Origin of the sequence: Micromonospora sp. NPDC005291 (assembly GCF_040607415.1) — a bacterium.
GTDB lineage: Bacteria > Actinomycetota > Actinomycetes > Mycobacteriales > Micromonosporaceae > Micromonospora.
Map to the genome: position 1 here is coordinate 128,479 of NZ_JBEXGR010000007.1, position 20,874 is coordinate 149,352.

19 protein-coding genes and 1 riboswitch are annotated in these 20,874 nt (G+C 71.8%); of the genes, 8 read left to right on the forward strand and 11 right to left on the reverse strand.

All coding sequences use genetic code 11. From position 1 onward, the window contains the following. The first annotated feature begins 107 nt into the window (after window positions 1–107). The gene (locus ABZT18_RS12880) at window positions 108–1,310 is read left to right on the forward strand and encodes an FUSC family protein (RefSeq protein WP_354994688.1); all 1,203 of its coding nucleotides are present in this window, start codon (window positions 108–110) and stop codon (window positions 1,308–1,310) included. Between the two features lie 26 nt (window positions 1,311–1,336). On the opposite strand, the gene ABZT18_RS12885 is transcribed toward ABZT18_RS12880, so the two are convergent. After that, window positions 1,337–2,587, reverse strand: coding sequence for an aminotransferase class V-fold PLP-dependent enzyme (locus ABZT18_RS12885; RefSeq protein WP_355251422.1), 1,251 nt, complete (start codon window positions 2,585–2,587; stop codon window positions 1,337–1,339). Window positions 2,588–2,657: 70 nt separating this feature from the next. Further along, window positions 2,658–2,778: riboswitch (SAM riboswitch) on the reverse strand. 23 nt (window positions 2,779–2,801) lie between these two features. On the opposite strand from ABZT18_RS12885, the gene ABZT18_RS12890 reads away from it, so the two are divergent. Further along, complete coding sequence (locus ABZT18_RS12890; RefSeq protein ID WP_355251385.1) at window positions 2,802–4,280, forward strand: PrsW family intramembrane metalloprotease; 1,479 nt, start codon at window positions 2,802–2,804, stop codon at window positions 4,278–4,280. Between the two features lie 18 nt (window positions 4,281–4,298). Here ABZT18_RS12890 and ABZT18_RS12895 read toward each other — a convergent pair whose 3' ends face one another. Together ABZT18_RS12895 and ABZT18_RS12900 are read right to left on the reverse strand one after the other, a co-directional pair. After that, a complete protein-coding gene (locus ABZT18_RS12895) occupies window positions 4,299–4,466 on the reverse strand; it encodes a hypothetical protein (RefSeq protein WP_167454707.1) in 168 nt (55 codons plus the stop codon). Window positions 4,467–4,544: 78 nt separating this feature from the next. After that, entirely contained in the window at window positions 4,545–4,883 is a 339-nt protein-coding gene (locus tag ABZT18_RS12900; RefSeq protein WP_354994466.1) for a co-chaperone GroES, read from the reverse strand. 105 nt (window positions 4,884–4,988) lie between these two features. Here ABZT18_RS12900 and ABZT18_RS12905 point away from each other — a divergent pair, with 105 nt between their 5' ends. Beyond that, window positions 4,989–6,353: an AI-2E family transporter gene (locus tag ABZT18_RS12905; RefSeq protein ID WP_355251388.1), complete on the forward strand. Its 1,365-nt coding sequence runs from the start codon at window positions 4,989–4,991 to the stop codon at window positions 6,351–6,353. Between the two features lie 142 nt (window positions 6,354–6,495). Here ABZT18_RS12905 and ABZT18_RS12910 read toward each other — a convergent pair whose 3' ends face one another. Then, complete coding sequence (locus ABZT18_RS12910; RefSeq protein ID WP_355251391.1) at window positions 6,496–8,697, reverse strand: ATP-dependent DNA helicase; 2,202 nt, start codon at window positions 8,695–8,697, stop codon at window positions 6,496–6,498. Window positions 8,698–8,799: 102 nt separating this feature from the next. Here ABZT18_RS12910 and ABZT18_RS12915 point away from each other — a divergent pair, with 102 nt between their 5' ends. Next, on the forward strand, window positions 8,800–9,306 hold the full coding sequence (locus tag ABZT18_RS12915; protein WP_354994463.1) for a DUF402 domain-containing protein: 507 nt from the start codon (window positions 8,800–8,802) through the stop codon (window positions 9,304–9,306). Window positions 9,307–9,330: 24 nt separating this feature from the next. Here the strand turns inward: ABZT18_RS12915 and sigJ are convergent, their stop codons facing one another. Next, on the reverse strand, window positions 9,331–10,293 hold the full coding sequence (sigJ, locus tag ABZT18_RS12920; protein WP_354994462.1) for an RNA polymerase sigma factor SigJ: 963 nt from the start codon (window positions 10,291–10,293) through the stop codon (window positions 9,331–9,333). Between the two features lie 144 nt (window positions 10,294–10,437). On the opposite strand from sigJ, the gene ABZT18_RS12925 reads away from it, so the two are divergent. The 3 genes from ABZT18_RS12925 to ABZT18_RS12935 all read left to right on the forward strand — a co-directional run bounded on the left by ABZT18_RS12925 (window position 10,438) and on the right by ABZT18_RS12935 (window position 13,146). After that, window positions 10,438–11,379 carry a PPK2 family polyphosphate kinase gene (locus tag ABZT18_RS12925; protein ID WP_355251394.1) on the forward strand — a complete coding sequence of 314 codons (942 nt, stop codon included), beginning with the start codon at window positions 10,438–10,440 and terminating at the stop codon, window positions 11,377–11,379. A 128-nt stretch (window positions 11,380–11,507) separates the two neighbouring features. Then, window positions 11,508–12,134: a DUF47 family protein gene (locus ABZT18_RS12930; RefSeq protein WP_053655020.1), complete on the forward strand. Its 627-nt coding sequence runs from the start codon at window positions 11,508–11,510 to the stop codon at window positions 12,132–12,134. Between the two features lie 4 nt (window positions 12,135–12,138). Then, complete coding sequence (locus ABZT18_RS12935) at window positions 12,139–13,146, forward strand: inorganic phosphate transporter (protein WP_354994460.1); 1,008 nt, start codon at window positions 12,139–12,141, stop codon at window positions 13,144–13,146. Between the two features lie 57 nt (window positions 13,147–13,203). Here ABZT18_RS12935 and ABZT18_RS12940 read toward each other — a convergent pair whose 3' ends face one another. Continuing rightward, complete coding sequence (locus tag ABZT18_RS12940; RefSeq protein WP_354994459.1) at window positions 13,204–14,172, reverse strand: Gfo/Idh/MocA family oxidoreductase; 969 nt, start codon at window positions 14,170–14,172, stop codon at window positions 13,204–13,206. 192 nt (window positions 14,173–14,364) lie between these two features. Here ABZT18_RS12940 and ABZT18_RS12945 point away from each other — a divergent pair, with 192 nt between their 5' ends. After that, window positions 14,365–15,198 (forward strand): NUDIX hydrolase, encoded by an 834-nt coding sequence (locus ABZT18_RS12945; protein ID WP_354994458.1) that lies wholly within the window; start codon window positions 14,365–14,367, stop codon window positions 15,196–15,198. Window positions 15,199–15,369: 171 nt separating this feature from the next. Here the strand turns inward: ABZT18_RS12945 and pstB are convergent, their stop codons facing one another. The 5 genes from pstB to mshD form a co-directional block, all read right to left on the reverse strand. Continuing rightward, window positions 15,370–16,146, reverse strand: coding sequence for a phosphate ABC transporter ATP-binding protein PstB (gene pstB, locus ABZT18_RS12950; protein ID WP_354994686.1), 777 nt, complete (start codon window positions 16,144–16,146; stop codon window positions 15,370–15,372). Between the two features lie 17 nt (window positions 16,147–16,163). Next, entirely contained in the window at window positions 16,164–17,252 is a 1,089-nt protein-coding gene (gene pstA / locus ABZT18_RS12955; RefSeq protein ID WP_354994457.1) for a phosphate ABC transporter permease PstA, read from the reverse strand. Next, complete coding sequence (pstC, locus tag ABZT18_RS12960) at window positions 17,249–18,340, reverse strand: phosphate ABC transporter permease subunit PstC (RefSeq protein ID WP_354994456.1); 1,092 nt, start codon at window positions 18,338–18,340, stop codon at window positions 17,249–17,251. The genes pstA and pstC overlap by 4 nt, the downstream gene beginning before the upstream one ends. Window positions 18,341–18,374: 34 nt before the next feature. Beyond that, complete coding sequence (pstS, locus tag ABZT18_RS12965) at window positions 18,375–19,481, reverse strand: phosphate ABC transporter substrate-binding protein PstS (protein ID WP_354994455.1); 1,107 nt, start codon at window positions 19,479–19,481, stop codon at window positions 18,375–18,377. 291 nt (window positions 19,482–19,772) lie between these two features. Then, window positions 19,773–20,699 (reverse strand): mycothiol synthase, encoded by a 927-nt coding sequence (gene mshD, locus ABZT18_RS12970; protein ID WP_354994454.1) that lies wholly within the window; start codon window positions 20,697–20,699, stop codon window positions 19,773–19,775. Window positions 20,700–20,874 lie beyond the last annotated feature (175 nt).

Consider the following 20,874-nt stretch of genomic DNA (forward strand, 5'->3'; position numbering starts at 1 on the left):
TGGTGCGGGAGGAATCATCACGCCTCCCACGGGTAGTCGCGCCCATGGCCGTGGCCCGGGACAACCGACCTCCAGTGGTGCGACGTACCGCGCTGCGCCAAGGGCTGGTGGACATCGACGGGGCACGGATCGCCGAGGCCACCGAGGAACTGCGGCATCGCGGCCGGGCCACCCTGCACGACCGGCTGCACCGGGTGCGGATGGCCGGCGGGCTGGCCGTGCAGGCCGGGCTGGCGGCCGGGCTGGCGTACTTCGTCTCGTACCGGTTGCTCGGCAACCCGCAGCCGGTCTTCGCGCCGATCTCGGCGGTCGGCACCCTGGCCGCGTCGGTCGGGCAGCGGTTCCGCCGGACCGTGGAGCTGATCGTCGGGGTGGCGATCGGGGTGGCCATCGGCGATTTCCTGATCTACCTGCTCGGCACCGGGGCGTGGCAGCTCGGCCTGGTGGTGACGGTGGCGATCCTGCTCACCATCTTCGCCGGGGCCAGCGTGGCCATCGTCATCCAGGCGGCGGCCACGGCGGTGCTGATCGTGACGTTGAGCCCCTCCACCAAGGATCTGGAGATCCCGCGCTTCGTCGACGCGTTCCTCGGCGGTGGAATCGCGCTGCTGGTCACGGCGGTGCTGCTGCCACTGAACCCGCTCCGGGTGATCAACCGGGCCGCCCGTCCGGCGCTGGACCTGCTCGCCACCCAGCTCGACGCCACCGCCGATGGGCTGCGCAACCGGGACCGGGCCAGCATCCAGCAGGCGCTCGAACGGTTGCGCAACAACAAGGAGGAGCTGGCCACGTTGGCCGAGGCGATCGAGGGGGCGAAGGAGACCTCAACACTCTCCCCGGCCCGCTGGCATCGGCGCGACGAGTTGACCCACTATGCGGAGGCGGCCGACCCGATCGACCGGGCGATGCGCAACACCGGCACGCTGATCCGCCGGGCCGTGACGCAGATCGAGGACGAGGAGCCGGTGCCCGATCCGATGCCGGACGCCATCGGCCACCTCGCCGAGTCGGTCCGGCTGCTCAAGCACGAGTTCGCCGCCGGTGAGGAGCCGGAGAAGTCCAGGGAGCGGTCCCTGCGGGCGGTCAGCGAAGCCGGCCGGGCGTATGGCGCCGGGGTCGGCTTCTCGGGCAGCGTGGTGGTCGCCCAGATCCGGACCACCGCGAGCGACCTGCTGGTGGCCTCCGGGATCGAGCAGGAGGAGGCGAACCGGTGGATCCGCACCGCCTTCGGGGAGCAGGAGCGGCCGGTCGGTGAACCGGCCGAGCCGGGCGAGCCGCCGAAGCCGCCCACCGCCCCACCGGTCGGCTGACCGGTTCTGCGGCGCGCCGCCCGCCCTCAGCCCAAGGCAGCGAGCGCGGCGAGCAGCCGGTCCACCTGAGCGGCCGTGCTGCCCAGGCCGATGCTGGCGCGCAGCGCGGTGGGCGGCAGGTCCTGCCGGCCGGTTCGCCCCGCCGCCTCGGCGAGCAGGCGCCGTGCCAGCGGGTGGGCGCAGAACAGCCCGTCGCGTACGCCGATCCGGTGCTCGGCGGCCAGCCGCGTGGCCACGTCGGCGGAATCCCACCCGGCGACCACGAACGAGACGATGCCGACGCGGGGCGCGTCCGGGCCGAACGTGCGCAACTCCACCACGTGCGGCAGGGCGGCGATGCCGGTCCGCAGCCGGGTCAGCAGCGCCTGCTCGTGGGCGGCCAGCGCGGCCCGGTCCGCCTCGTCGAGCGCCGCGCACACCGCGGCCAGTGCCACCGCGCCGAGCAGGTTCGGGGTGCCGCCCTCGTGCCGCGCCGGGCCGGTCGCCCAGGTCACGTCGTGCGTGGCTGACCCCACGTGGCTGGTGGCGCCGCCACCGGCCAGGTAGGGCGGGGCGGCGTCCAGCCAGTCCGCGCGGCCGATCAGCACCCCCGCACCGAACGGCGCGTACAGCTTGTGGCCGGACACGGCCAGGTAGTCGACGTCGAGCGTGAGCAGGTCGACCGGGGCGTGCGGGGCGAGTTGCGCGGCGTCGAGCACGATCCGGGCCCCATGCCGGTGGGCCACCCGGGCCAGCTCGGCGACCGGCCACCGCTCACCGGTCACGTTGCTCGCACCGGTCACCGCGACCAGCACCGGCAGCGCCGGGCTGCTGCCCCGGCGCAGCTCGGTGAGGGCGGCGGCGAGGTCGCGTACCGCCCCGTCCGGGCCGGTGGGCACCGGGAGCCGGACGGAGCCGCGCGGCCAGGGCAGCAGGTTCGCGTGATGCTCGGAGGCGTTGGTGACCACGGTCGTGCCGGCCGGCAGCGCCCGGGCCAGCAGGTTGAGCGCGTCAGTGGTGTTGCGGGTGAAGATCACGTGATCGTCGGCGCGGGCGCCGAAGAAGTCGCCGACCGTCTGCCGGGCCTGCTCGTATTCCAGGGTGCAGCGCCGGGACAGCGCTCCCGCGCCACGGTGCACACTGGCGTACCAGGGCAGCAGCTCCGCCACCGCGTCGGCGGCGGCCCGCGCGCACGGCGCGCTCGCCGCGTAGTCCAGGTTGATCTCGCCCGGTACGCCGAGGACGTCGAGCGGCCGCGACGGGGCCGCTGCGGGCGCGGTGTCGAAGCGGGTGGGCAGCGAGGGAACGAGGGTGACGGACACGCCGGAACCTCCGGGGTCAGGGACCCCGGGTGCACAGTCGGGACGGGGTCCGCGCTTGCCCAGCGCACCGATCGGGCTGGGCCCGGTCATCACCCGGGGCACCCCACCGCGAACTCGACGAGGGTTGCCGGCCAGCAAGCCGGGGCTTGATGCTGGCGCTCGTGACCAGCCAGCAGCATAGCGGCTGTGGATGCGAGCGGACCAGCCGGCAATGGATGGCTACGCTGACCGCATGGCCGACACCCCGCCCGGTTCACCGCTGCCGTCGTCGCCCGCACCCGCAGCCCCGTCCGTCGGCGAGGCGCCCCGGATGCCGCTACGCCGACTGGGCTGGCGGCGGTTCCTGGTGCTGGCCGGGGTGGTGCTGTTCATCGCCGCCTGCGCGGTGTTCATGGTCTTCACGCTCGGCCAGTCGCTCGGCGTGCAGGCCCTGCTGATCGGGGTGGTCGCCGCCATCCTGCCGGTGCCGGTGCTGGTCGCCTGCTTCCTCTGGCTGGACCGGTACGAACCGGAACCGCTGAAGTATCTGATCTTCTGTTTCGCCTGGGGTGCGTTCGTCTCCACCGCCGCCTCGCTCACGGTGAACGAATTCGCCGCCAACCGCTTCGCCGACTGGGGCCTGCCGTCCGCACTCACCGGGGTGCTGGTCGCGCCGTTCATCGAGGAGCTGACCAAGGCCCTGGGCCCGATCCTGCTGCTGGTGTTCCGCCGCCGTGAGTGGTCCGGGATCACCGACGGCCTGGTCTACTGCGGGCTCTCGGCGGTCGGCTTCGCCATGGTGGAGAACATCCTCTACCTGGGCGGTTACGGCTATGCGACCGGCGCGGACCGGTATGGCCCGGCGACCGGCACGCAGCAGGTCATCGCGATCTTCATCGTACGGATCCTGCTGTTCGGGTTCGCCCATCCGCTTTTCACCTCGATGACCGGTGTGGGGCTGGGCATCGCGGCCCGGACGGCCGACCGGCGGGTCCGGCTGCTCGCCCCGATCGGCGGCCTGCTGCTGGCGATGATGCTGCACGGCACGTGGAACCTGCTGCCCACGCTGACCCAGGCCACCGGCGAGACAGTGATCATGTTGTACGGCTTCCTGGGCCTGATGGTGCCGGTCTTCTTCGGCATGGTGGGGCTCGCGGTGTGGCTGCGCGCCTGGGAGGGGCGGCTCACGGAGCGGACATTGCCGGACTACGTACGCGCCGGCTGGCTGAGCCCGCCCGAGGTGGCCGCCCTGAGCAGCCTCGGCAGGCGACACGCGGCCCGCAGTTGGGCCCGGCGGGTGGCTGGGGACGCCGGGGTGCGGGCGATGCGCGGCTACCAGTTCGCCGCCACCCGGCTGGCCCTGCTGCGCGACGGGACACTGCGCGGCCTGGACCGCAAACCCGCCGATCAGGAGCGGACCGCCCGCGAGGAGCGTGAGCTGCTGGACGCGATCAGCGCGTACCGGTCGTTCTTCGTGGGTCGGGACCCGCAGGCCCCGGTCGGGGTCTGGGACGGCAGCCGCTACCACCTGCGCTTCCCGGACGGGACCCAGCGTCCGGTCGCGGCGCCGGACGAGCCGGTGGTGCCGATCCCGGTGGTGCTGGCCTCTGCTCCGCCTCCGGTGGGCTACGCCCCGCCCGGCTGGCCCGGCCTGCGGCCGGGGGCGCCCTGGCCGCCCGGTCACCCCTGACGGCTGGCGGCTTGCGGCTCAGGTCATCAGGGTGGTGAGGAAATCACCGAAGCCCTGGAACATTGCGATCAGCGCGGCACCGATCGCCTTGAACATCTGCGCCGCGCCGTCCGGCCGGAAGGCCATGAAGTAGATCAGGAACGCGACACTGCCCCAGGTCAACAGCTTCTTCACGAATACCGGCATCGTCCCTCCCCAGGGCCACGGTCGCCGGATGGCTTCCCGTCGTGCGGCCGGGCAAACGGCGCGGCTGGGGGAGGTGCGTCAGAGGTAGAGGCCGGTGGAGTCGTTCTCGATCCGCTCGGCGGCCACGGCGTGCACGTCCCGCTCCCGCAGCAGCACGTACCCGCGGCCGTGTAGCTCGACCTCGGAGCGGTCGTCCGGGTCGAAGAGCACTCGGTCGCCGGAGACGATGGCACGAACGTTCGGCCCGACCCCGACCGTGGTGGCCCACGCGAGGCGCTTGCCGACCGCGGCGGTCGCCGGGATGACGATGCCAGCGGTGGAGCGACGTTCGCCCTCGCTGCCCTCCATGCGGACCAGCACGCGGTCATGCAGCAGACGGATCGGCAGGCCGGCGTCGAGATCGTTGTCGGCGGTCACGCCGCAGACGCTACCGTGCGGCCGACGACGGGCTGCCGGTGGTTACGCCGGAGGTGCGCGGGGCAATGTGTGGCGGAACTGCCCTACGGTGTCAGGAACGGACGTATGCTGTCCGACCTGTCGTTGTGGGCGGACCGTTTCTTCTGCCAGGAGGTGCGCTTGAGCCGCTTCGAGCGAGTACGCGGACGGCTCCGCCGTGCCTACCAGTCGGGACGGGCGTCGGTCCGCGCTGACGAGAGCTCGTCGAATGACGCGCTGAGCGACGCGTCGGAGTCGGCCCGGGTGGCTTCGCCAGCCGTGCCGGGGCCGCCCGCACCGCCGACGGCCACGGTCGTCGGCGCGGAGCCTCCGGTGGACCTGCACAGTTCGACCTCCAGCCGGGACGACGCGGACGTCCCGCACGGTCTGCGGATCGCCGCCGCGTGGTGCTGGCGACTGATCGTGATCGGTGTGGTGGCCTGGGCACTACTCCGGGTCGTCGGCACGATCAAGATCGTGATCATCCCGCTGGCCATCGCGCTGCTGCTCTCCGCGCTGCTCGCGCCGGCGGTGGGCTGGCTGCTGCGGGCTCGACTGCCCCGGTCGCTGGCGACGGCGGTGGTGCTGGTCGGTGGCCTGGCCGGGGTGATCGGCACGCTGACGCTGGTCGTCAACGAGTTCATTCGCGGTGTGCCCGAGCTGAGCGAGAAGTCCTCGGAGGGCGTCCGGCAGATCCAGAACTGGCTGAAGACAGGCCCGCTGCACCTCTCCGACACCCAGCTCAACCGGTACATCGACGAGGCGCAGGGCTGGATCAACGACAACACCTCGAAGTTCACCAGTGGTGCGCTGAGCACCGCCGCGACGTTGGCCGAGGTGCTGACCGGCACGCTGCTGGTGCTCTTCGCGACGTTCTTCTTCCTGCGTGACGGCAACCGGATCTGGCGCTTCCTCGTCCGGCTGCTGCCGGTGGCCGCCCGGTGGAAGGTGGACGACGCGGGCCGCGCCTCCTGGCAGACGCTTGTCGCCTACGTTCGCGCGACCGTGCTGGTCGCCTTCATCGACGCGGTCGGCATCGGCATCTTCCTGGTCGTATTCGACATCCCGTTCGCCTTCCCGCTGGCCGCGCTGGTCTTCCTCGGCGCGTTCATCCCGATCGTCGGTGCGGCGCTCTCCGGTGGCGTGGCGGTGTTGGTGGCGCTGGTCGACAGCGGGCCGGTCACCGCGTTGATCATTCTTGGTGCCGTGATCGGTGTGCAGCAGATCGAGGGGCACGTGCTCCAGCCGCTGATCATGGGGCGGGCGGTCGCCCTCCACCCGCTCGCGGTCATCATCGGCATCGCCGCTGGGGTCGTCCTCGCCGGCATTACCGGCGCGCTGGTCTCGGTGCCGCTCATCGCAGTGCTGAACACCGCCGTCCGCCGGCTGGCCGCCCGAACGGTCCCGGACACCCCGCCCGACGCCGTGGTCGTCGCCGCGCAGGCGCCCTGACACACCGCGCGGCGCCGTCGTCGCGGTGCAGATCGTGCAGTTTCCTGGAAAGAGTGGCCTCCCGCTGACTGGAGGCCACTCTTTCCTTGATGTTGCGCGATCTTGGGAGCGTGCAGCCGGGACGACGGCAAGGACCCGGCCGTCAGGAAGTGGCCAGACGTTGCAGGGCGCCACGGGCCACCTCGGGACGGGTGGTGTACCAGAACGGTGGCAGCGAGCGGCGCAGGAACGGCCCGTAGCCGCGGGCCGTCTCCAGCCGGGAGTCGAGTACCGCGACCACCCCCCGGTCGCCGGTCGCCCGGATCAACCGGCCCACGCCCTGAGCCAGCCGCACCGCCGCGATCGGCACGCTGACCGCGGAGAAGCCGGAGCCCCCGCCCGCGTCCACAGCGGCGGCGCGGGCCGCCGCCAGCGGCTCGTCCGGTCGTGGGAAGGGCAGCCGGTCGATGACCACGAGCTGGCACGCGTCACCCGGCACATCCACCCCCTGCCAGAGCGACATCACCCCGAACAGGCAGCTGGCACGCTCCTCGCGGAATCGCCGGACCAGCAACGGCAGCGACTCCTCACCCTGCAGCAGCACCGGCAGGTCGGTCCGCGCGCGCAGCAGCTCCGCCGCCTGCTGCGCGGCCCGCCGGGAGGAGAAGAGCCCGAGAGTACGACCACCGAGTGCTTCGACCAGCGCGAGCAGCTCCTCTCCGGCAGCCTCGGGCAGCCCGGAGACGCTGGGGCGGGGCAGGTGCGCGGCGACGTACAGGATGCCCTGCCGGGCGTAGTCGAACGGCGACCCCACGTCCAGCGACCGCCAGCCCGGGCCTTCGGTCGCCGGGACGGTGGCACCCGGAATGGCGTCGGCGGCCAGCCGTCGGCCCGGCGTCTCGGCGGCGGGGCGACCCGGGCCGGTGCGGGCGGCCAGCGCGGCGGCGGCCGGAGACGCCGGGACCGGCGGCGCGTCCAGCCCGAGGGCGCGGGCCACCGTGTCGAAACGGCCGCCCAGCGCCAGGGTCGCCGAGGTGGCGACGACGGTGCGTTCGTCGTACAGGTGGGTGGCGAGGGTGCCGGCCACCGACAGTGGCGCGACCACCAGTGCCCGCCGACTGCCGCTGTCGTTCTTCTCCACCCAGGCCACGTCGTGGTCGGCCTCCTCCAGCAGCCGCTGCGCGGTGGTGGAGAGCTCGTCCAGCGCAGCCTTGGCCTGCTGCTTGCGGACCGGGTCGGAGTCGTCGGACTTGATCTCGCCGATCGCGTCCAGCGCGGAACGGGTCGCCGCGTCGAGCAGCGTGCACGCCTCCCGCAGTGGCGTCGGCAGCCCGGCGGTGAGCCGCCCGGCCGGCGCCTCGGCCAGCCCGACCGCGAGGGCGTCGCCAGCCGCGGTGAGCGCCTCGGCGGTCTCCGGCCGCAGCAGAGGGCGGGCACGTCGGGTGGACCTGTCGATCAGCTCCGGCACCAGCTCCGCCTGGGCCGCGGAGGAGACCCGGTCGGCCAGCTCGTGTGCCTCGTCGACGATGAGCAGCTTGTGCGGCGGCACGATGTGCCGGTCGGCGAGCATGTCGACCGCGAGCAGGCTGTGGTTGGTCACCACGATGTCGGCTTCACGGGCCCGGGCCCGCGACGCCTCGGCGAAGCACTCCTGCCCGAACGGGCACCGGGTCGCCCCGACGCACTCCCGGGCTGGCATCGACACCAGCCGCCAGGCCTGATCGTCGACGCCCGGGTCCAGCTCGTCCCGGTCGCCGGTGGCCGTCTTCTCGGCCCAGTCGCGCAGCCGTTCGACCTGCTTGCCCAGCCGGCCCGCCTCACCGAGCCACTTCGTCCCCCCGCCGGGACGAGCGGCCGGGGCGTCGAAGAGGGTGTCCTCCGGCTCCTCCTCGGTGGAGTTGTCCAGGCGAGCGAGGCAGAGGTAGTGGTGGCGTCCCTTGAGCACCGCGAAGGTGGGCCGGCGCCCGAGCAGCGGCTCGACCGCGTCGGCCAGCCGGGGCAGGTCGTGGTCGACCAGCTGGGACTGCAATGCCAGGGTGGCGGTGGAGACCACCACCGGGCCGTCCACGGTGAGCGCTGGCGCTAGGTAGGCCAGCGACTTGCCGGTGCCGGTGCCCGCCTGTACGAGCAGATGCTCGCGGCTGGCCACACACTCCTCGATCGCGGTGGTCATCTGCTGCTGGCCGGGGCGTTCCGCGCCGCCGGGCACCGCGCCGACCGCCGCCGCCAGCAGCTCCGTGCCGCTGGGCCGGGCACCCCGCCGCCGGCTCCCGGCACGGGCCGACGGGGTGGCGGAACCGGTGGCGGTGCGGGGCGGAGTCACCGTGCGACGGTACCCGTCGCCGCAGACACCGGCTGCGCCCATCCGCCGCGTGGCGCGATGTCGGCTGGGCGGGTCGGCGTGGTCGGTGCCGTCCGGTTACGGCCGCGCTACGACGCGTGGGCAGTATCGGTTAGGGTGCGAATCATGCCGAGCGACGTGGTCCGAGTGATCTACCGCAAGTACGACGGCAGCGCCCACCGCGACTACCCGGCCCGTCGCCTCACCGAGGACGACCTCGGCGTCTGGCTCGGCGTGCCCGAAGGCACCCAGTCGGTCTACCACGGCCGGCCGTCGGTGGAGAAGATTCCGTTCGTGCTGCTGGTGCCGCATCGCGCCTGGTGGACGGCCATGTTCAACCCGCCGCCCCGCACCAGCGAGGTCTACTGCGACATCACCACCCCGGCCCAGTGGGAATCCGAGGACACCGTCCACCTCATCGACCTGGACCTGGACGTGGTCCGGCGTCGGGCCACCGGCCTCGTGGAGCTGCTTGACGAGGACGAGTTCGCCGAGCACCGGGCCCGGTTCGGCTACCCGGACGACGTGGTGGTCGAGGCCGAAGCGGCGGCCCACCGGCTGTTCGGGGCGCTCGGCGACGGCAGCGAGCCGTTCGCCACCTCGTACCGCAAGTGGTTGGCCCTGGTGGTCTGACGCCGCACGCCCGGCCGGGCCGGTTCACCAGCGTGGTGGCCAGCGGTCGTCGTCACCCAGCGGCGGCAGGCCGGCCAGTTTCTCCGGATTGGACTGGTTGTAGATGGCGGTGATCCGCCCCTGGTCCACCGCGAATGCGGTCACCAGGCGCATCGGCCGCCCGTCGCTGTGCACCGTCTCCGTCTGTAGGCCGAGCACGCCGTCGACCAGCACCGGCCGGACCCCCAACCGCTGTGCGTACCGGCCGGCCCGGCCGAACACGCCGAGCGCGAAGCGGCCCACCGCGTTCGCGCCGACCACCGGCCGGCGGGCCGTGGGGAAGTGCCCGCCCGAGTCGCCGACGAAGACCACGTCCGGCGCGAGCACCTGGAGCAGTTGGTCCAGCTCGCCGGACTCGGTGGCGGCGACGAATGCTCTGAGCACCCGGCGCTGCTCGGCCGGGTCCGCGGTATGCCGGGGCACGTCCGGCGCGGTGACCGCCCGACGTGCCCGGGAGGCGAGCTGCCGGGCGGCCACCTCGGTGGTGCCGAGCACGTCGGCGACGCGGGCGAACGGCACCGCGAACACGTCATGCAGCACGAGGGCGACGCGCTGCTCCGGTGCGAGTCGCTCCAGCACCACCAACAGCGCCGTGCCGACCTGGTCGGTGCGGACCGCCCGCTCCGCCGGGTCGGGTGCGTACCCGTCGGTCGACGGCGTGCCCAACGGGCTGACCACCGGCTCCGGCAGCCACTGCCCGGGGTACGCCTCCCGACGGACCCGGGCCGAGCGGAGCACGTCCAGGCAGATCCGCGCACAGGTGGTGGTCAACCACGCGGACAGCTCACGGATCTCGGCGCGAGCCGCTGGGCTGGCGAGCGCCCCGGCGTAGCGCAGCCAGGTCTCCTGCACCGCGTCTTCCGCCTCGCTGCGGCTGCCCAGCATCCGGTGGGCCACCGCGAGCAGCCGGCTCCGCTCGGCCTCGAACTCCGTCGCCAGGTCCCGCACGACCCACCACCCTTTCCGGTCGGCGCCGTCCTGGCGTACATCCTGCCGCCGGCGGGTCGCGCTGGCAGCCCCGGGTGACGGCCGGCCGTCACCCGGCGGTGCCCTCGGCAGGCGGATGGACTGTGGGTGGGCGATGATCCGTGGATGAGCGCACCCCAGCAAGGGCAGATCGTGGCGCCGAACGGCGGCTCCGTCCGGGAGCTGCTGCGGGTCACCGCACCGGTGGATCTCGGCGCGATCGACCCGAGGTCCACGCCCGGCCTGCCGGCGACGGCGGGGCGCGGCGAGCGCCGTAAGGCGTGGGCCCGCGAGCAGGTGGAGTTGGTCGGCGGCGAGCTGGGCCGGCAGCAGGAGATGCTCTTCGCGATGGCCAATGCCGGGTCGGACCGGCCGGCGCGTCGCGTGCTGCTGGTGCTCCAGGCGATGGACTGCGGTGGCAAGGACGGCACGATCAAGCGAGTGGCCGGCGCGATGAACCCGCTGGGCCTGCACATCCGCTCGTTCGGGCCGCCGACCCCGCAGGAGTTGCGGCACGACTTCCTCTGGCGGATCCGCCGGGCGCTGCCGCCAGCGGGGTACGTCGGGATGTTCAACCGTTCGCACTACGAGGACGTGTTGATCGCCCGGGTCGGCTCGCTCGTGCCGGAGGCGACCTGGCGGGCCCGCTATGACGACATCAACTCGTTCGAGCGGCAGCTGACCGGGGACGGCGTGACCCTGATCAAGGTGATGCTGCACATCTCGTACGCCGAGCAGGGTAAGCGCCTGCTCGAACGGCTCACCGACCCGCACAAGCACTGGAAGTACAACCCCTCGGACGTCGACTCCCGGGCCCGGTGGGACGACTACCAGGCCGCGTACGCCGAGGCTCTCAGCAGGTGCGCCACGGACGCCGCGCCCTGGTTCGTGGTGCCGGCGGACCGCAAGTGGTACCGGGACTGGGCGGTGGCCCACCTGTTGAGGGAGACGTTCGACACGCTTGATCTGGGGTATCCGGCTGCCGATTTCGACGTGGCGCACGAGCGGGAGCGCTTGCTTGCTGGGGGAGCGGGTGCGGGTGGGACGGCCGAGATGAACAGCAGGTGAACGAGCGGTGAATGAGGCCTGGCCAGGGGTGGGCCGCCGAATTCGCGGTTCTGCCGTTTCCTAGCATTCACCGGGCGGGCGCTCATTGGGCACCGCCACCCTTCCACCGACGCGACGAGGTCTGTGCTGTGAAGTTTTCCTTCCGCCCCACCGAGGGCGCCTTCTACGAGCTCTTCACCAGGGCCGCGCAGAACCTGGTCCGGGGCACCGCGCTGCTGAACGAACTGGCCCTGCCCGGCGTCGACGTGCAGTCGGTCAGCGAGCGGCTGACCGAGGTCGAGCACGACAGCGACCAGATCACCCACGACCTGTACAAGAAGATCAACTCGACCTTCATCACGCCCTTCGACCGGGAGGACATCTACCGGCTCGGCTCGCTGCTGGACGACGTGATGGACCACCTGGAAGCGGTGGGCGACCTGCTCTACCTGTACGGGCTGACCGAGCTGCCGGCGCTGCCCCGCGAGCTGCACGAGATGGTGAACGTGCTCGACCAGCAGGCCAAGTTGACCGCCGACGCGATGCCGCGGCTGAAGTCGATGAAGGACCTTGAGGACTACTGGATCGAGTGCAACCGCCTGGAGAACGAGGGCGACCGGATCAACCGGCAGCTGCTCGTCCGCCTCTTCTCCGGCGAGTACGACGCGTTGACGGTGCTGAAGATGAAGGAGGTCGCCGACGAGCTGGAGGCCGCCTGCGACGCCTTCGAGCACGTGGCCAACACCGTCGAGACCATCGCCGTCAAGGAGTCCTGAGCCCGTGTCCCCCGAACTCATCGCCGTGCTGGCGGTGATCGCGGTGGCCCTGGCGTTCGACTACACCAACGGCTTCCACGACGCCGCCAACGCGATCGCGACCAGCGTCTCCACCCGGGCGCTGACACCCCGGATCGCCCTCGGGCTCGCCGCGGTCGGAAACTTCGTCGGCGCCCACTTCGGCGCCGGGGTCGCCAAGACCGTCGGCGAAGGCCTGGTCACCCTGCCCACCGGGGTCGCCAGCCTCGGGGTGGTCTTCGCCGGTGTGCTCGGCGCCATCGCCTGGAACCTGATCACCTGGTACTTCGGCCTGCCGTCGTCGTCCTCGCATGCGCTCTTCGGCGGCCTGGTCGGCGCGACCCTGCTGTCCGCCGGCGGCATCGTGCAGTGGGGCACCATCGGGGTGAAGGTGCTGCTGCCGATGGTGCTCTCGCCGATCGTCGGCCTCACCCTCGGCTATCTGCTGATGCTGGCCATCCTCTGGCTGTTCCGGAAGGGGCAGCCGGGCAAGCTCAACCGGGGCTTCCGGTGGGCGCAGACCGCCTCGGCGGCCGCCATGTCGGTCGGCCACGGCATGCAGGACGCCGCGAAGACCATGGGCATCGTGGTCCTCGCCCTCTACACGGGCGGCTTCCAGGACGACAAGACACACATCCCCGGCTGGGTGTTCTGGACCTCGGCGACGATGCTGGCCCTGGGCACCTACGCCGGTGGTTGGCGGATCATCCGCACCCTCGGCCGCAAGATCATCGACCTGGGCCCGCCGGAAGGCTTCGCCGCCGAGACGGTGGCCAGCGCGGTGCTCTACTTCAACGCCCTGGTGCTCAAGGCACCGATCTCCACCACCCACACCATCACCTCGGCGATCATGGGCGTGGGCGCGACCAAGCGGCTCTCCGCAGTCCGCTGGAACGTCGCCGGCAACATCGTGATCGCCTGGATCGTCACGTTCCCGGCCGCCGCGCTGATCTCCTGCCTCACCTACCTGCTGGTCCGGCCGCTCTTCGGCTGACCGCCGTTTCAGGAAAGGCCCCTTGTCACGGTCGCCGTGACAAGGGGCCTTCTCTGCTTAGACGTACCGGACGCCGATCTGCTCGCGGACCGTGTCCAGCAGCGCCATCACCTCGAGGGTGGCGGCGTGCGGCACCAGCGGGCTCTCGGTCAGCCCCGCCGCCAGGCAGCGCTGCACCTCGATCGCCTCGTACTGGTAGCCGTTGCCGACCCCGTCGGCGGCGATCGTCTCCGGCTCGGCGCCGGCCCGGTGCAGGGTCAGCGAAGTCGGCCGGAAGAACGGCTCCGGCAGGTCGATCCGGCCCGCGCTGCCGGTGATCGAGGCGGACAGCTCACTCGCCCCGACCATGCCGCAGCTCAGTGTGGCCAGCGCCCCGGTGTCGTAGCCGAACAGGATCCCAGTGTTCTCGTCCGTCCCCTCCGGGCCGAGCTGCGCCCAGGACCGGATGTGCTGCGGCACTCCCAGCAGCAGGTGGGCCAGGCTGATCGGGTAGATCCCCAGGTCGAGCAGAGCGCCCCCGCCCAGTGCCGCGGACCGCATCCGGTGCTCCGGCGGGAACGGCCCGGACACCCCGAAGTCGGCCCGGACGCCGCTCACCGTGCCGATCGCACCCTCGGCGATCAGCTCGGCCGCGTGCAGGATCAGCGGGTTCGTCCGCATCCACATGGCCTCCATGAGGAAGACCCCGGCGGCGCGGGCGGTGTCCACCAGCTCGGTGCTGCTGGCCAGGTCGAGGGTGAACGGCTTCTCCAGCAGCACCGCGCGGCCAGCGGTGAGGCAGGTCATCGCCGCCTCGTAGTGCGCGGAGTGCGGGGTCGCCACGTAGATCGCGTCGACCTCCGGGTCGGCGGCCAGCTCCACCCAGGAGCCGTACGCGCGCTTCGCGCCGTACGTGTCGGCGAAGCGCTGCGCGCTCTCGACGGCACGGGAGCCGACCGCGACCAGCTCGGCGTCCGGCACCAGCCGGAGGTCTTCAGCGAAACGGCTGGCGATGTGGCCGGTGGCCAGGATGCCCCAACGAGTCATGCTGGAACGCTAGCCGAGCCAGGTGAACCGCCGGCCAGCCGGCCAGGCTTGCCTGGATGCGTGCCCCTGATCAACTCCGTGTCGGCGAGGTGGGGGTGTCCTGGTGGCGGGATACCGCGATATCGCCGATACGGAGTCGATCACGGCTGGGCGCGCCCCGATCGCCGCGTCTTCGGCAACTAGGCTCGCGGCATGACGATCGACAGCGATGGCTTCGCCGCCCCGGCCGCCCTGGTCGAGCACGCCCGCCGGTTCCAGGCCGAGGGCGGCATCCCGGCGGTGCCCCGGGTCGCGGCCACGGTGTTGCTGCTGCGCCCGACCGACACCGACTTCGAGGTGTACGTCATCCGTCGGGTCGCCGCCATGACCTTCGGCGGGATGTACGCCTTCCCCGGCGGCGGCGTGGACCGCTCCGACTCCGAGGCACACCTGGGCTGGGCGGGCCCCTCACCGAACGAGTGGGCGGCCCGGCTCGGAGTGGCCCCGGACGCCGCCCAGGCGGTGGTCTGCGCCGCCGCCCGGGAGGTCTTCGAGGAGGCCGGTGTGCTGCTCGCCGGCCCGGACCAGGCGACCGTGGTGGGCGACGTCAGCGGCGACGACTGGGAGGCGGCCCGCCAAGACCTGGAAGGGCGCCGGCTGGGCTTCGCGGCGCTGCTCGCCGACCGCCAGCTCACGCTTCGATCGGACCTGCTGCTGCCGTGGAGCCGGTGGATCACCCCCGAGTTCGAGCCGCGCCGCTTCGACACGTACTTCTTCGTGGCCCTGCTGCCCGCGGGGCAACGGACCCGGGACGTCTCCGGCGAGGCCGACCACACTTTGTGGATCCGGCCGGCGGACGCGCTGGCCCGGGCCGAGGCCGGCGAGCTGACCATGCTGCCGCCGACCCTGGTCACGCTGGCCCAGGTGGCGGCAGCCGGCGACCTGGCCGGAGTCGCGCGGACGGCGGCCGACCGGGACGCCGCCACCCCGGTCGCCCCGCGCCTGGACCTCCCGCCGAACGGCGAGCCCCGCTTCCTACTGGGCTGACCACCCGCCCGCCCCGCCCCGCCCGCCGCGCCGCGCCCCCACACCCCGTCGATCTAGGGCTTGTTGCTGTCAGTGGATCTTTGAACACAGCGATCTTCCCTAGATCGACGCCGTGTGAGGTGGGGAGGGGGAGGGGAGGGGGAGGGGAGGGGGAGGGGGAGGGGGAGGGGGTCAGCCGAAGCGGCCCGTGATGTAGTCCTCGGTCTTTTTCACGCTCGGGTTGCTGAAGATCTTCTGGGTGTTGTCGTACTCGATCAGCCGGCCCGGGTCGCCGGTCTTCTCGATCGAGAAGAAGGCGGTCCGGTCCGACACACGGGCGGCCTGCTGCATGTTGTGCGTCACGATGATGATCGTGAACTTGTCCTTGAGCTGGAACATCAGGTCCTCGATCGCCAGCGTCGAGATCGGGTCCAGGGCCGAGCACGGCTCATCCATCAGCACGACCTGCGGCTCGACCGCGATGGTCCGGGCGATGCAGAGCCGCTGCTGCTGGCCGCCGGAGAGGCCCGCGCCGGGCTTGCCCAGCCGGTCCTTGACCTCGTCCCACAGGTTCGCCGAGCGCAGCGCCTTCTCGGCCGCGTCCTCCAGGATCGACTTCTTGCGGACCCCGTTGAGCTTCAGGCCGGCCACCACGTTCTCGAAGATGCTCATGGTGGGGAACGGGTTCGGCCGCTGGAAGACCATGCCGATCATGCGCCGGACCGCGGTGACGTCCACGTCCCGGTCGTAGATGTCCTGTTCGTCGATGGTCAGGCTGCCCTCGACCCGGGCCCCCGGCAGCACCTCGTGCATCCGGTTGATGGACCGCAGGAAGGTGGACTTGCCGCAACCGGACGGGCCGATCAGGGCGGTGACCGTCTTCGGCTCGACGGTCAGGTTGATGTTCTCGATCGCCTTGAAGCCGCCGTAGTAGGCGGTGACGTTCGAGGCTGCGACGCGCTTGGCCATGGTGGTACCTCCGGGGTTCATCGGCTGAGCCTGTTGCGACGAGCCAGCAGCTTCGCCGCGATCGTCAGGATGAGCACGAGGGCGACCAGGGTGAGTGCCGCGGTCCACGCCCGTGCCGGCGCGTACCTCGACGCGTCACCGGCCTGCTGGTAGACGAAGAGGGACAGCGACGACTGGTTGTTCTCGAAGGGGTTGGTGTTGATCGCGGCGCCGCCGCCGGCGACCAGCAGCACCGGCGCGGTCTCGCCGGCCGCGCGGGCGATGGCGAGCATGACGCCGGTGACGATGCCGGGCAGCGCCGTCGGCAGCACCACCCGCAGGATGGTCTTCCACTTGGGTACGCCGAGCGCGTACGCGCCCTCGCGCAGTGGCGCCGGGACGAGGCGGAGCATCTCCTCGGTGGACCGGACGATGGTGGGCAGCATGAGCACGCTCAGCGCGAGCGCGGCGGCGAAGCCGGAGAAGCTCGGCCGGCCGTCGTTGAACCACGGCGACACGACGAGCACCCAGAACGCCAGCACGAAGAGGCCGGAGACGATCGACGGGATACCGGTCATCACGTCCACGAAGAACCGGATCGCGAAGGCGAATTTGCCCCGGCCGTACTCGACGATGTAGATCGCGCAGAGGATGCCGAGCGGCACGGTGATCAGGGTGGCGATGCCGACCTGCTCCAGCGTGCCGATGATCGCGTGGTACGCGCCGCCATTGGCGTCGCGGGCCCCGATGTTGTTCATCGAGGTCTGGAAGAAATTGACGTCCAGCCGCTCGGCGCCCTTGCTGACCAGCGTCCAGACCACGGACACGAGCGGCAGTACCGCCAGGACGAACGCGGAGTGGATCAGCGCGCTCCAGGTGCGGTTGCGGGCCGACCGGCGCCCCTCGACCGCGTTGGCCGCGGCGAAGAGCCCGGCCAGGTAGAGCACGGCGGCCAGGACGACCACGAGGACCGGGCCGCCGATGTCGGTGCCGTAGACGAGCACGGCGGAGAGCGCCAGGGCCGCCACGGCGATGACCGGTGCGGCGTACCAGGGCAGCCGGCGAGCCCGCAGCGAGGAGGGCTGGGCCGGCGGACGGGTGCGGTGGGAGGTGACGGTTGTGGTCATGCGGCCGACTCCGTGAACTCCCGGCGGCGGTAGACGATCGCGCGCGCCGTGATGTTGACGATCAGCGTGATGGTGAACAGGACCAGGCCGGAGGCGATCAGCGCGCCCCGGCCGGTCTCGTTCGCCTCGCCGAACGCGTTGGCGATGTTGGCGGCGATGGTGTTGCCGCCGTTCTGGATCAGGTTGAACGAGATGCCGAAGGTGATGCCGAGGGTCAGCGCCAGGGCGATGGTCTCGCCGAGCGCCCGGCCGAGGCCGAGCATCACCGCGGCGATGATGCCGGGACGGCCGTAGGGGAGCACTGCGGTGCGGAGCATCTCCCAGCGGGTGGCGCCCAGGGCGAGGGCGGCCTCCTCGTTCGCGGTCGGCGTCTGGAGGAACACCTCGCGGGAGAGCGAGGTGATGATCGGCAACACCATGATCGCGAGCACCAGGGCGCCCAACATGATCGACTTACCGAACGGGCCGTCGCCGCCGAAGATCGGGATCCAGCCGAAGTATTCGTTCAGCCAGACCGAGAAGTCCCGGACCGGGTTGATGAAGATGTCCCGCCCCCAGAGGCCGAAGACCACGCTCGGCACGGCGGCGAGCAGGTCGACCAGGAAGCCGAGCGCGGTGCCCAGCCGGCGGGGCGCGTAGTGCGAGAGGTAGAGCGCGATGCCGAGTGCCACCGGCACTGCCATGAGCAGCGCCAGCGCCGAGCTGAGCACGGTGCCGAAGGCGAGCGTGCCGATGCCGAACTTGGGCTGCGTCTCGTTGGGGGACCAGCCCTCGTAGGACCAGAAGTTCTCGGTGTTGGCACGCAGGGCCGGCACCGCCTTGGCGACCAGGAAGATCGCGATGGCGGCGATGATGACCAGAACGGCGGTGCCGGCGGCCAGGGTGAGACCGCGGAAGGCCCGCTCGGCGCCGAACTTCCGGCTGCGCGGCAGCGCGCCGCCGCCGCCCAGCCCGGCGCCGCCCGGGGAACGGGTGCTGACTGGTGCCTCGGCCACACGCGCCGAGGCACCGGCGGGCCACTCGTGACTCTGGGTCACGCGCGTCCCGCCGGTGCCGGCGTCGGCCGAGCGGTGAGGGGTTTCACCCATCTGCTCGCTCGATTCGATTGCGGAGTGGTGTCGGTCAGGAGATGTTCTTGACTGCGGCCTCGACCTTGGTGCGGACGCTCTCCGGCAGCGGGGCGTAGCCCAGCTCGGTCATGGCAGCCTGGCCCTCGGTGCTGGCCGCGTAGCCCAGCAGACCCTTGACCAGCGGCAGCTTGTCGGCTGCGAGGCCCTTGCTGCAGACGATCTCGTACGTCGCCAGGACGATCGGGTAGGCCCCGGCCTCCTTGGTGTTGTAGTCGATCTTCAGCTTGAGGTCGTCACCCTGGCCCTCGACCGCGGCACCGGCGATGGTCTTGCCGGCGGCCTCGGCGGTCAGCGCGGCGAACTCGCCGTTGCCGTTGCCGATCTTGGACATCTTCAGACCGGCGTTCTCGGCGAACGACCACTCCATGTAGCCGATCGAGCCGTCGGCGCCCTTGACCGAGCTGGCCACGCCGTCCGAGCCCTTGGCGCCGGTGCCGCCCGGGGCCTTCCACGCCTTGGCGTTGCCCAGGGTCCAGTCCGCCTCAGCGGTCTTCGACAGGTACTTGGTGAAGTTGTCGGTGGTGCCCGACTCGTCCGAGCGGTGGACGGTCTGGATGGTGGTCGCCGGGAGCTTGGCGTCCGGGTTGTCGGCCTTGATCGTCGCGTCGTCCCACTTGGTGACCTTGCCAGCGAAGATCTTCGCCAGGGTGGTCGGCTTGAGCTGGAGGTTGTCCACGCCGCTGACGTTGTAGGCGACGGCCACCGGGCCGATCACCATCGGCAGGTGGATGGCCTTGCCACCGACGCACTTGGCGTCGGCCTGCGGCTGCTCCTCCGGCTTGAGCGCGGAGTCGGAGCCGGCGAAGTCGGCGGTCCCGGCGATGAACGCCTGGATGCCGGCGCCCGAGCCGGTCGGCTCGTAGTTGATCGTGGTGCCCTGGCACTTTTGCTGGTACGCCTTGATCCACTCGGCCATGGCGTTCTTCTGCGCCGACGAGCCCTGGGCGTTCAGCGTGCCGGTAGCGCAGTCGACCGCGGCGGTCGAGCCCGAAGCGCTGGCGCCGGAGGCGGGCTCGTTGTTGTCCGAGCCGCATGCACTGAGGCCGAGCGTCGCGGCAAGAGCGAGGCCGGCAATAGCGCCGTACCGCTGGAGCTTCACCTGAGGGGTTTCCCTTCGCGTCTGACTTGGCGCCCCGATCCCGGGGCCCGAGGACCGGCGTTGACCGGCTGACACGAAAGTTAGAAGTGCCAGGTGGCCGGTTCGCCGGTCGCAAGTGAACGCAAGGTGAACACGTACGGCCGCCGAGGTGACCGCTCGCTGAGGGTGAGTTGTCCGTAAAGTGAACCCGGATACACCTGTCGGATGTATGGGTATATTTCCGGTTCGACGTTATCCCGCCGACGCCCGGCCGTTACCCGTCGGTGATCCGGCTGCGACGACGACCGGCGGTCAGCCGAGGTGGTAGTTGATGTGCGCGGACCAGCGAGCGAAGCCCAGCCGCTCGTAGAGCGCGACCGCCCCGGCGTTCGACTCGTCCACATAGAGCATCACCCGGTCGAGGCCGCACTTGTCCCGCAGGTACGCGAGCCCCGCAGTGGTCAGCGCCCGGCCTAGCCCGCCGCCGTGCGCGGTCGGCTCCACGCCCAGGACGTACACCTCGCCGATCCGGGCCGACCCCGGGCGCTCGTGCACCTTGGTCCAGTGGAAGCCCAACAGCCGGCCGGTCGCGGTCTCCTCGGCGAGCAGGAAACCGGCCGGGTCGAACCACGGCTCGGCGAGGCGGACCCGCAGGTCGTCCGAAGTCCACCGCCCCTGCTCGGGGTGCTCGGCGAAGGCGCGGGCGTTGAGGGTCAGCCAGGCCGCGTCGTCCGCCCCGGGCTGGAACGCGCGCAGCGCCACCCCGTCGGGCAGGCGCGGCTCGCCCAGCGGGGCGGCCAGTGGCCGGCGCAACTGCAGGAGCACCCGCGCCCGGGTGAACCCGAGGTCGACGCCGAGCGCCGCGGCCGAGGGGTGGTCGCCGTGCGCCCACGCCCGCAGCGGCCCGGTGGCCGAGGCGAGCACACCCCGGGCCAGCGCCCGACCGGTGCCCCGCCGCCGGTACGCGGGGTGCACCACCAGCTCGACCCCGATCCCGCCGACCGGGTCGGTGGTGTCCAGGTGCGCGTACCCGGTGAGGGTGCCGTCGTCGGCGCGGGCGATCAGGTGCAGTGCCGGGGCGTCCGGGTCACGCAGCCGGAGCAGGACGTGCTCGTCGAGCGGGTTCGCGCCGTCGGTGTCGCCCGCGGAACTGGCGAGGGTCAGCACGTCGGCGATCTCCGCCGGCGCCAGTCGGTCGGTCCGGGTCACCTGGTCGCTGGTCGGCTCCGCGCTGCTCATCCCGCCACCGTATCCGCTGCGTGCCGTGACGCTCGGACCGTCGCCGAGTAAAGCCACGGCGTTGCCGAGTGAGGCCGCTCCGTCGCTGGCCGGGTAGGGCTGCGGCCGGCATTGAGTCGAGGCTGCGGCGGTGTCCGTGACGCGGGTTGTGGCGCCGGACAGGAAACGCCAGCCT